We start from the raw sequence: 10,817 nt of genomic DNA on the forward strand, positions 1-10,817 counted from the left end.
CTTGCCACCTTTTTTTTGGGCGAGCGCCGGAGAATCACGTGAGCGGCAATCCGCAATACACCCTGGCTGAGCTGGCCGAACGCTTCGGGCTCGAAGCCCATGGCGACGCGGGCACCATCGTCGACGGTGTCGGCACGCTGGCGTCCGCCACATCGACCCAGCTCACCTTCCTGTCCAATTCGAAATATGCCTCGCAGTTGGCCGACTCCCAGGCCGGCATCGTCATCGTGGGCGCCGCCGACGTGGCATCCCGCAAGGGCGCCGCCCTCGTCGCGGCCGACCCGTATGTCGCCTACGCCAAAATCGCCGCGTTGTTCGAGCATGTGGCCGCTGCTCCGCGTGGCATCCACGCCAGCGCCGTCGTTGCCGCCAGTGCACGTATCAGCCCGACGGCAAGCATCGGACCCTGCTGCGTGGTGGAGGACGGCGCGGTCATCGAAGACGGTGCCGTCCTCGGCCCCCACTGCACCATCGGTCCTGGCTGCGTCGTCGGCGCCCATTCACGGCTGGTCGCCCGCGTGACGCTGGTCATCCGCGTCACCCTTGGCCAGCGCGTGCTGGTCCATCCGGGCGCCGTCATCGGCTCGGACGGCTTCGGTCTTGCCTTCGACCGCGACCACTGGGTAAAGCTGCCGCAGCTTGGCGGCGTGCGGATCGGCGACGATTGCGAAATTGGCGCCAACACCACCATCGACCGCGGCGCCCTGGACGATACGGTCCTCGAGGAAGACGTGCGCCTGGATAACCAGATCCAGATCGCCCACAACGTCCACATCGGCGCGCATACCGCCATGGCCGGTTGCTCGGCCGTGGCAGGCAGCGCAAAGATCGGCCGTTACTGCCTGATTGGCGGCAACGCCGGTATCCTCGGCCACCTCGAAGTGGCCGACCGCGTTACCATCACGGCGAAGAGCCTGGTGACCAGTTCGATTCGCGAGCCGGGCGAGTATTCGTCCGGCACGCCTTTGCAGGAAAACCGTCAATGGCGACGCAATGCGGCGCGCATGAAACACCTGGACGAGTACGCGCGTCGCCTAGCGGCGCTGGAGAAGGACAGAGGAAATGACTGAACACCAAGCCGGCGTGACCCTCCCCGTGGATGTGGAGCAGATCCAGCGGCTGTTGCCGCATCGCTACCCGTTCCTGCTAGTCGACCGGGTTATCGAAATCGAGCCCGGCAAATCCATCGCGGCGATCAAGAACGTCACGATCAACGAACCGTTCTTCCAGGGCCACTTCCCCGGACACCCGGTCATGCCCGGCGTGCTGATCGTCGAAGCCATGGCCCAGACGGCCGGCCTGCTCACGCAGATCACCAGCCAGATCGACGGCCAGAGCGGCAGCCCGCTGTTCTACCTGGTCAAGGTCGACAACGCCCGCTTCTCGGCGGTAGTCGCGCCCGGCGACCAGTTGCGCCTGGAAGTTTCCCTCAAGCGACTGATCCGCGGCATGGGCCTGTTCGAGGCGCGTGCACTGGTCGACGGCAAGGTCGTGGCGTGTTGCGAACTGATGTGCGCCGCGAGGAGCGACAAATGATCCATCCCACTGCGCAGGTCGACCCCAGCGCCCGCGTCGCGGACAACGTCACGATCGGTGCCTACAGCGTCATCGGTGCCGACGTGGTCATCGGCGAGGGCACGGTCATCGGTCCGCACGTGGTCATCGAGGGACCGACGACGATCGGCCGCGACAACCGCATTTCGCAGTTCGCGTCCATCGGCGGCCCTCCGCAAGACAAGAAATTCGCCGGCGAGCGCACCGAAGTCATCATCGGCGACCGCAACCTGATCCGCGAATTCGTCACCGTCAACCGAGGTACGGGAGACGGTGGCAGCGTCACCAGCATCGGCAACGACAACTGGCTGCTCGCCTACGTCCACATCGCGCATGACTGCCATGTGGGCAACAACGTCGTGTTCTCCAACTACTCGGCGCTGGCCGGGCATGCCGAAATCGGCGACTGGACGATCCTGTCCGGCTACTCGGGTGTGCACCAGTTCTGCAAGGTCGGCGCCCACGCCTTTATCGGCATGGGTTGCCTTGTCGGTTCCGACGTGCCGCCGTTCGTGATGATGGCCAACGAAACACGCGGACGCCCGCGCGGCATCAACAGCGAAGGGCTGAAGCGTCGCGGCTTCGATACCTCGCGTATTGCCGCGATCAAACGCGCCTACCGGACCCTGTACATGGCAGGGCTGCCGCTGGCCGAAGCACGAGAGCAACTGCTCGCGCAGGCGGAAATCAGCACGGACGTGCGCGAAATGCTCGACTTCCTGGATCGTAGCGAGCGCTCGCTGGCGAGATAAACGGGCAGCCTTCGCGCTGCCCGCTGTAACATCGCTTTCGCCCACTGCAGGAGGCATCCATCATGCAGAGCACGACCGTTGCGCCATCGGGCCCTCTCATCGCCCTGATCGCCGGTGAAGATTCCGGCGACCAGCTCGGCGCCGACCTGATCGCCGCCCTGCGCGCGCGCTTCCCCCACGCCCGCTTCGTCGGTATCGGCGGAACCCGCATGCTCACGCAGGGTTTCGAATCCTGGTACGACATCCGCGAACTGTCCGTCATGGGCTTCGCCGAAGTACTGCGCCACCTGCCACGCCTGCTGAAACTCCGCCGCGATATCACCGCCCGCCTGCTCGCCGCGCGACCCGACGTCGTCGTCGGCATCGATGCGCCGGATTTCAATCTGGGTGTCGAGCGCAAGCTCAAAGCAGCCGGCCTGCGTACCGTGCACTACGTCAGCCCGTCGGTCTGGGCATGGCGCGAAAAGCGTGCCGAGAAAATCGGCCAATCCGCCGATCGGGTGCTGTGTCTGTTCCCCATGGAGCCGTCGATTTACCAGCGCCATGGTGTCGACGCGCGCTTTGTCGGTCATCCCCTGGCGGACCGCTTTCCCCTTGTCGCGGACCGCGCCGCCGCGCGCGATGCGCTGGCGCTGCCACACGATGCACCGGTGCTGGCCGTTCTGCCGGGTAGCCGGCCAAGCGAAATCGAACGTCTTGGCACCATCTTCCTCGATGCCGCCGCACGCGTCGCCACCGCCATGCCGCAGGTTCGCATCGTCGTTCCGGCAGCCAATCCGGCGGTGCATGCGCGACTCGCGTCGCTGCTTTCAACGTTCGCGGTTGCCGGCGCGGCCACGCCGCTGCTGGTCGAAGGGCATTCCCACGAAGCCATGCTGGCCGCCGACGCGGTACTCCTCGCTTCGGGTACGGCCACGCTTGAGGCGATGCTCGCCAAACGCCCCATGGTCGTCGGCTATCGGGTGGCTCCGACCAGCTATCGCATCGCCCGCGCGCTGAAAATGCTGAAAACCGACGTGTACGCGCTGCCCAATATCCTTGCGCGCGCATGCGGACTCGGAAACCGCCTGCTCGTCCCCGAATTCATGCAGAACGACTGCACGGCAGACAATCTCGCCCGCGCGACCATCGAATTGCTGGGCGACAGCGAACGTCGCGGCGCCATCGTCGCCGCGTTCGAATACCTGCACCAGGAACTTCGGGGCGGCCTCGAAGGCCACGCGGCGGACCATGCCGCCGACGCCATCGCCGATCTGCTGCCGCCGTCGCCCGCCGGCCAGGCCTAGACCGCCGCCATGCCACGCAAGCGCAACGTCACCTCGAGCCTGGAATCCGGACTTATCGTCGCGGGCGTGGACGAGGCGGGCCGCGGACCGCTGGCCGGGCCTGTCGTTGTCGCCGCCGTCATCCTCGATCCCGCGCGGCCGATTCGCGGACTGAACGACTCCAAGCAGCTCAACGAAGCCGTGCGCGAGAAGCTCTATGGCCGCATCGTCGAACGCGCGCTTGCCTGGACCGTGATATTCGTCGAACGCGACGAGATCGATCGCATCAATATCTTCCAGGCCACCATGATCGGCATGACCCGCTCGCTCATGGGCCTGTCGCTCACGCCCCACGTCGCCCTGATCGACGGCAATCGCCTGCCGAAGACGCTGCCCTGCCAGGGCCGCGCCGTCATCGGTGGCGATGCAACGGAGCCGTCCATCAGCGCGGCTTCGATCATCGCCAAGGTCAGCCGCGACCGGCACATGCACGAGCTGGATGCCCGGTATCCGGGTTATGGCTTCGCGAAGCACAAGGGCTACGGCGTGCCCGAACACCTGGATGCGCTGGGCCGGCTGGGCCCTTGCGATGCCCACCGCCGGAGCTTCGCTCCGGTGCGAAAGTGGTTCGAACCTGAAAGTGGCGTGCCGGCAGCGGATTTGTTCGCGCTGGGTTGAGTCGGCAAAGACTTTGCGTGAGGCCTCGCGGCAGCTTTCATGATTCCCAATGCCCTGACCCTCCCCGCCACGTCCGCCTCACCCTCACCGCAGCCCCTCCCTCACCGTCATTCCGGCGCACGCCGGAATCTGCGGCGAATTGCTGAGGTCTTGCCCGAACGCTAACAGTCAGGTTCTTTCGTATAGGAGCAGCCGTGACCATGTCGCTCGCCGTACGCGGCCGCTGCGGATTCCGGCGTGCGCCGGAATGACGGTGAGGGGAAGGCGGCGATGAAGATGAGTGAGGGCGACGGATTCAAACGCCACGCCCCGGGCGAGCCCGTCCCGACATAGCGTTCCGCCCCTAAAGTCCTGTCAGCAGCTGCCGATAGCTGGGGTAACGCCCTCCCCCGAGGGTGTCTTCCCTCCCCTCAGGTCAACGACATGAAAATCGCCATCGCCGCCGCTCTTCTTCTCGCCGCCCCGTTCAGCGCCCACGCCGCGTGCGCCGCCAAGGACTTCACCGTCGACGGCTTCAACGTGAAGCTCGCCCAGGGTTCGGGCCAGCCGCGTTTCACCATGAAGGGTCAGCTGACCAACAAGTGTGGCGAAGCCGCCGCCGCGCAGATCCGTATCGACGCCAAGGACTCTACGGGCAAGATCATCCAGAGCAAGCAGGGCTGGCCGGCCGGCACCTCCAACATCGCCCCGGGCCAGAACGTCGATTTCGACCTCGGCCGTCTCTTCCGTTACCAGCCCGACATGTCGGACTACACCGTGACGGTTGTCGACGTCAAAGCCTGGTAAGACCGCTCGTAAATCAAAGCGTCAGCCAGCGCACGCGTTCGCCGGCGCTGAACGACGTTTCGCGCGACGGCAGCCATACCAGTGCGTGGGCCGACGCCAGATTGCTCAGCATGTGGGAGTCCTGTTTCGGCAGGACTTCCAGTCGCGCGACGCCGTCGGTGTCGTCCAGCCGCATGCGTACCAGCCGGTCCCGCTCGGGATCGGCATCTACGGCCGCAGCCAGCACGCCGCCACGCCACGCGGGCAACGCCTGGGTCACGCCCTCCATGTGTCCCAGAATCGCTCTCGCATGGACGGCAAGGCAAACCAGCACGGCAGCCGGATTGCCCGGCATGCCAAGTAGGGCCGTCGCGCCACGCATACCGAACCACAGCGGTTTGCCGGGCTTCTGCGCCACCTTCCAGAACACCTTCCGCACACCGAGGCTTTCCGCCACGGCCGGCACGAAGTCGCGATCGCCAACCGACACGCCACCGCTGGTCACGACGAGGTCGGCGACATCGAGTGCCTGCCGCATCGCGTCGGTAAGCGCCTGCTCGTCATCGGGCACATAAACCACGGATGGCGCGCCATAGCCCTGCTCGATGAACCACGAACGCAGCAAGGGACCGTTTGCGTCGTAGATCTGACCCGGCCCCAGCGATACACCCGCCCGCAGTACTTCATCGCCTGTAACCAGAACCGCGATACGCGGCCGACGCCGTATCAGCACGCTATCGATACCCGCCATGGCCAGCGCGGCGATCAGGCCGGACGTCACCCGCTGTCCGATCTGCGCTATCGCCGTACCGGCCGCAAGCTCTTCGCCGGCGTATCGGATAGCCGTGCGTTCGGTAACCGCTTCGCGCAAGCGCACGTGAGAACCATCGCGATCGACGATTTCCTGCCGCGCCACGGCGTCGGCACCCTCCGGCAACATGCCGCCCGTGAGAATGCGCACCGCCTGTCCCGGCCCCACGGCAACGCCCGAGGGATCGCCCGCTGCGGACGTGCCGACCAGTTCCCGCGACACCATGCCGTCGACGGAACGTAGGGCGTATCCGTCGACCGAACTCTGGGTGAAACGCGGAAGATCGATACGCGCGGCCGGAGCCTCGGCCAGCACGGCTCCCAGGGCCGCTTCGACCGGCACGCGCCCGGTATCCAATCGCACCACCGTGCGACGGTATTCGTCCAGCGCGCCTTCGATAGGCAGCAGCACTCAGTGTGCCTCGCCGTAGCCGCCGGGATGGGTGCCGCCCGAACGGCCGGTTTCGACGAGATGCACGATGCCGGGAAGCACGGCGGCAAGCGATTCCTCGGCGCCGGCGCGACTGCCCGGGAACGTCAGAATCAGCGTTTCGCGCGCATAACCGGCGATGCCGCGCGAAAGCATCGCGTACGGCATGCGTTGCTGACCGAACGCACGTGCCGTCTCCATGATGCCGGGGATATCGACATCGATAAGCGGACGCACGACGTCGATGGTGACGTCGCGCGGCCCCAGCCCCGTACCGCCCACGGTGACGACGAGATCGACGCCGCGATCGATCAGCTCGCGCAGATGGTCGTGCAGCTTGTCGGCAGCGTCGGGCAGAATCGCGTAATCGACCGGCGCGAAACCCGCGTTCTCCAGCGACGCGCGTACCGATGCGCCGGCCGTATCGGACTTCGCTCCGCTGGCCACCGTATCGGACAGCACGACCACGGCCGCGCTACGCGGCGAGGCAAGCTGACGGCGAAAATGCGACTTGCCGCCGATCTTGCGTTCCAGGCGGCAGTCTTCGATATGCAGGTCTTCCGGTTCGGCATACGGCTTGAGCATGTCGTACAACGTGAGCGCCGCCATGCTCGCCGCGACCAGCGCTTCCATCTCGACGCCGGTCGGGCCGATGGTCTGCACTTCGGCAATCACGCGTACGTGCGTCTGCGCGAGTTCGTAGCTGATATCCGCGCGGTGGATGGGCAGCGGATGGCATAACGGAATCAGTTCGTCGGTGCGCTTGGCGGCAAGAATGCCGGCAACGCGCGCGGTCTTCAGCGGATCGCCTTTTTCCGTCTCGCCACTGCGCAGCAGGTCGATACATGAAGCAGGTGCGTGAAGCGTGGCGGTGGCGCGCGCCTTGCGCAGCGAATCGGGCTTCTGGCTGACGTCTTTCATGCGTGATCGTGGCTCGTATGCGAATGGTCGTGCGCGGCGTGGTCGTCGAAGTCGTCGCGTATGCAGCAGCCTTCCACGAAGGCGCTCGTACCGTCGACGTAAAATTCCTCTTTCCAGATCGGCGCGCCGTGTTTTACGGCATCGACCGCGTAGCGGCACGCCTCGAACGCTTCGGCACGATGCGGCGCGCGTACCACGCATACGATGGCGACATCGCCGATGCCAAGCTCGCCGACTCGATGGCGCACGCGGCAATAGGGCACGCCGAAACGCGCGCGCGTCGTCGCCTCGACTTCGCGGATGATCTTCGCGGCAAGCGGTCCGTGCGCGGTATACGCAAGCCGCGACACCGCGCGACCTTCATGGTGATCGCGAACCGTTCCTACGAACATGGCCAGACCGCCGCATTCGGGATATTCGTCCAGCGCCAGCAAAGGCTCGACGGCAATGGGTTCGGCGCTGATAACGTCGTCGAATGACATGTCAGCCTCCTGCCACGGGCGGTAGCAGCGCGATGCGGCCATCGGCGGGCAACGCATCGACACGGCGGACGATGGTGTCGCCCGACACGCAGGCGCAGCGTTCCAGCGAGGCCGCCAGTTCCGGGCGCTCGCGCGCCAGCAGGGTCAGCGCATCGCCCACGCTGAGAACAGCATCGCCAGCTTCGACACGAAGCTCTTCCGTACCGGCGAGCTTGCGCAGGTTGGCGAAGAGTTCGAAAACGACATGTTTCATGGATTCTCCGTAACGAACGGCCGCGCGTCGCGCTCAGCCGCCCATCGCGTGCATGGTGAGAGGCCGTTCCACCGGACCCGGGTGCGATGCGTAACCCGCATCCTTCAGCCAGACCGCGCGGCGCAGCTGGGTGAGCAGCGCCTCGTCGTCCACCCCTTCGCGCATGCGGGTGCCGAGGGGCATGCCGACGGGCGAGAACAGGCAGGTATAGAGTTCGCCGGTGGCGGTAATGCGCAGGCGATCGCAGGTGGAACAGAAAGGATTGGACACCGTCGAGATGATACCGAGCGGGTACTCGCCATCGATCAGATAAGGCGTCGCCGGATCGTGTCCGCGCTCCTGCGTCTGAACCCGATGCGTCGCGCCGATGGCGTCGAGGATTTCCTGCTCGGTGACCACGGCGGTGCGCTGCCAGTGACCGGGTGCGTCGAGCGGCATGTATTCGATGAAACGCAGCGGCAGGCGGCGCGCCATCGCCCATTCCAGCAGCGGCACGACGTCTTTTTCGTTACTGCCGCGGATGACGACGGCGTTGAGCTTCACATTCGCGCCCGCAGCCGCCAGGGCGTCGATGCCGTCGAGCACCGGCTCGATCTCCCGGCGCGTCAGCGCGCGGAAGGTATCCGGGTCGACCGCGTCCAGGCTGACGTTGAAGTCGTCGATGCCGGCTTCCACGAGCTGCCGCGCCTTCGGTGCGATGCGCGACGCGTTCGTGGTCATCGACAGCCGCTGCAGACCGCGTGCGCGCAGCGCGTCGATCGCTTCGACGCATTCCAGCAGGTCGCGGCGCAGCAGCGGTTCGCCGCCGGTCAGCCGAATCTGGGTAATGCCTTCATCGACGAACAGACCCGCCAGCCGCACGATCTCGTCGCGTTCGAGCAGACTTGAACGCGGCAGCCAGTCGGGGTGCTCCGGCATACAGTACGTACAACGAAAATTGCAGCGATCGGTGAGCGATATCCGCAACTTGCGCTTGGTACGTCCGTGGCGGTCGGTGAGGTGGGATGTCATTGGCTTCCATTATCCATATCGGCCGTGAGAAGGCTGTTTCCGCCAGCTCACGCTATCGATGGAGACATCGTGCCAGACTTCGGCCATGAACGTCTTGCGCGAAACCGACCAAACCCTCGACTGGCCCGCATGGCCCGAGTACGCGCTCAGCGACGACCTGCTGCCCCCGCTGCGGGAATGGCTGGCCGACGGCCAGCGGATCGCCCTCGCCACGCTGGTCAGCGTGGAAGGGCCGTCGCCGCGCCCCCTGGGCAGCGAAATGCTGGTGGCGGGCGACGGTCGCGTCGCGGGCTATGTGTCGGGCGGTTGCGTGGAAGCCGCGGTAGCGGCCGAAGCCTTGCTGGCCATGGCCGATGGCCGGCCGCGTCTGCTCGACTACGGTGTCGGCAGTCCGGTACTCGACATCCAGCTCAGCTGCGGCGGACGTATCGGCATCTTCGTTCGTGAACTGGCCCGGCCCGGGGAGTACAGCAACCTTCTGACCACGGCCAGACGGGAACGGCGACCGGTGACGGTGCTGTCCCACCGGACCACCGGCGACTGGAGCATCGTGGATGGCGAAGCCGAGGCCTCGCTAGCGCAGTACGCACGGGTGCACACGCCACCTCTGCGCGTGGTCGCCGTCGGCGGCGACCCGGTGACGCTGGCCCTCGCACGCATCGCGCCGATGATCGGTGTCGAGGTCGCGCTGCTACGGCCGCACGGACCGGCGACCCCGCCGCATGGCGTCGCCCCTGCCGCTTACGATCCACGCGCACTGGAGCAGGCACTGGACGCGATGGCGCTGGACGAATGGACGGCCGTCTATTCGCTCAGCCACGATGCGGAAACCGATCACAAGGTAGCTCTCCACGCACTGCGTTCACGCGCTTTCGCCGTCGGCGTGCTCGGCAGCCGGCATAAGATCGAATCCCGGCTGGCCCAGCTGAAAGACGACGGCATCGACGACGAAGCGTTGCAACGACTGCATCTGCCGGCGGGTATCCCCATCGGCGCACAGACGCCATACGGCATCGCGGTATCCATCCTGGCGCAGCTCTCGCAGAGCGACCGCGCGCGTTCGTCGCAGTGAACAGGACCCATGTCGCCCTGATACTCGCGGCCGGCGGAAGCCGGCGACTCGGCCGCCCCAAGCAATTGCTTACCATCGAAGGCGAGACGCTGGTGGCGCGCGCCGTACGCATGGCGATGGCCACCGCTCCACGCGAACTGCTCGTCATTACCGGCGACCACGAGACCGCCATTCGTGCCGCCTTGTCGACACACCCGGTCCATTTCGCGCACAACGCACGCTGGCGGGACGGACTGGCGACATCGCTCCAGGCCGGTGCTCGCGCACTCGAGGGAAACAACACAGCCGTACTCGTCCTGGTCACCGATCAGATCGGGCTTACCGTCGACCATCTTCACGCGTTGCTCGCCGCGCATACGTATGACCGCGACACCGTTACGCGCTACGGCGATGCGACGGGCGTGCCTGTCGTATTGCGGCCGGCGACACTGGCCCGCGCCCATGAACTTCGCGGCGACGCGGGGTTCAGGCGGCTGTGGAACGATTCGCAGGCCCCGCCGCGGGAGATCGAGGGGAGTCCTCTCGCGTTCGATCTGGATACGCCGGACGATCTGGCCAGTGCGATTGCTCTTGGGCATCTGGATCGGGTCGAGTCGTAATGTTCATATCGCCGCCAAGAGCCACATCGGTGTGACGGCGGGTTTCTTTCGGACGTAATCGCTGCGGATTCCGGCGTGCGCCGGAATGACGAAGATAGTGGGATCGGCGTCGCGGGTTTCATGTACTTCACCGTCATTCCGGCGCACGTGTTCCGTGCCGGGACATAGGTAACAGGTGTGCCAGGACATGGGTTACACCTTACGCCGGTTCATTAAGGTCAATCG

At 65.9% G+C, this 10,817-nt stretch carries 14 protein-coding genes; 8 read left to right on the forward strand and 6 right to left on the reverse strand.

The features are described from left to right. Positions 1-38: 38 nt before the first annotated feature. From lpxD to EC912_RS17795, 6 genes are all read left to right on the forward strand, one after another. Entirely contained in the window at positions 39-1,070 is a 1,032-nt protein-coding gene (lpxD, locus tag EC912_RS17770; protein WP_243649341.1) for a UDP-3-O-(3-hydroxymyristoyl)glucosamine N-acyltransferase, read from the forward strand. Next, the gene (fabZ, locus tag EC912_RS17775) at positions 1,063-1,536 is read left to right on the forward strand and encodes a 3-hydroxyacyl-ACP dehydratase FabZ (RefSeq protein WP_132146850.1); all 474 of its coding nucleotides are present in this window, start codon (positions 1,063-1,065) and stop codon (positions 1,534-1,536) included. The genes lpxD and fabZ overlap by 8 nt, the downstream gene beginning before the upstream one ends. After that, entirely contained in the window at positions 1,533-2,306 is a 774-nt protein-coding gene (gene lpxA, locus EC912_RS17780) for an acyl-ACP--UDP-N-acetylglucosamine O-acyltransferase (protein WP_132146853.1), read from the forward strand. The genes fabZ and lpxA overlap by 4 nt, the downstream gene beginning before the upstream one ends. A gap of 62 nt (positions 2,307-2,368) precedes the next feature. After that, positions 2,369-3,592, forward strand: coding sequence for a lipid-A-disaccharide synthase (gene lpxB / locus EC912_RS17785; RefSeq protein ID WP_132146856.1), 1,224 nt, complete (start codon positions 2,369-2,371; stop codon positions 3,590-3,592). Between the two features lie 9 nt (positions 3,593-3,601). Further along, positions 3,602-4,249 carry a ribonuclease HII gene (gene rnhB, locus EC912_RS17790; RefSeq protein ID WP_132146859.1) on the forward strand — a complete coding sequence of 216 codons (648 nt, stop codon included), beginning with the start codon at positions 3,602-3,604 and terminating at the stop codon, positions 4,247-4,249. A gap of 423 nt (positions 4,250-4,672) precedes the next feature. Then, positions 4,673-5,035, forward strand: coding sequence for a hypothetical protein (locus tag EC912_RS17795; protein WP_132146862.1), 363 nt, complete (start codon positions 4,673-4,675; stop codon positions 5,033-5,035). A 13-nt stretch (positions 5,036-5,048) separates the two neighbouring features. Here EC912_RS17795 and EC912_RS17800 read toward each other — a convergent pair whose 3' ends face one another. Genes EC912_RS17800 through moaA form a run of 5 tightly spaced genes read right to left on the reverse strand, consistent with a single transcriptional unit; the run spans position 5,049 to position 8,921 of the window. Next, positions 5,049-6,236: a molybdopterin molybdotransferase MoeA gene (locus EC912_RS17800; RefSeq protein ID WP_132146865.1), complete on the reverse strand. Its 1,188-nt coding sequence runs from the start codon at positions 6,234-6,236 to the stop codon at positions 5,049-5,051. Then, positions 6,237-7,175, reverse strand: coding sequence for a bifunctional molybdenum cofactor biosynthesis protein MoaC/MoaB (gene moaCB, locus EC912_RS17805; RefSeq protein WP_132146868.1), 939 nt, complete (start codon positions 7,173-7,175; stop codon positions 6,237-6,239). After that, positions 7,172-7,657, reverse strand: a complete 486-nt coding sequence (locus EC912_RS17810; protein ID WP_207906889.1) for a molybdenum cofactor biosynthesis protein MoaE — start codon at positions 7,655-7,657, stop codon at positions 7,172-7,174. Before EC912_RS17810 ends, moaCB begins: the two co-directional genes overlap by 4 nt. A gap of 1 nt (position 7,658) precedes the next feature. Continuing rightward, entirely contained in the window at positions 7,659-7,910 is a 252-nt protein-coding gene (locus tag EC912_RS17815; RefSeq protein ID WP_132146871.1) for a MoaD/ThiS family protein, read from the reverse strand. A 33-nt stretch (positions 7,911-7,943) separates the two neighbouring features. Next, a complete protein-coding gene (moaA, locus tag EC912_RS17820; RefSeq protein ID WP_132146874.1) occupies positions 7,944-8,921 on the reverse strand; it encodes a GTP 3',8-cyclase MoaA in 978 nt (325 codons plus the stop codon). An 85-nt stretch (positions 8,922-9,006) separates the two neighbouring features. Between moaA and EC912_RS17825 the strand changes: the two genes are divergently transcribed. Beyond that, positions 9,007-9,993 (forward strand): XdhC family protein, encoded by a 987-nt coding sequence (locus EC912_RS17825; protein ID WP_132146877.1) that lies wholly within the window; start codon positions 9,007-9,009, stop codon positions 9,991-9,993. Continuing rightward, a complete protein-coding gene (locus EC912_RS17830; protein ID WP_165973658.1) occupies positions 9,990-10,592 on the forward strand; it encodes a nucleotidyltransferase family protein in 603 nt (200 codons plus the stop codon). The genes EC912_RS17825 and EC912_RS17830 overlap by 4 nt, the downstream gene beginning before the upstream one ends. Before the next feature lie 3 nt (positions 10,593-10,595). Here the strand turns inward: EC912_RS17830 and EC912_RS17835 are convergent, their stop codons facing one another. Continuing rightward, positions 10,596-10,781 (reverse strand): hypothetical protein, encoded by a 186-nt coding sequence (locus tag EC912_RS17835; protein WP_132146883.1) that lies wholly within the window; start codon positions 10,779-10,781, stop codon positions 10,596-10,598. Positions 10,782-10,817: the final 36 nt, after the last annotated feature.

Source organism: Luteibacter rhizovicinus, from assembly GCF_004342265.1.
Classification (GTDB): Bacteria; Pseudomonadota; Gammaproteobacteria; order Xanthomonadales; family Rhodanobacteraceae; genus Luteibacter; species Luteibacter rhizovicinus_B.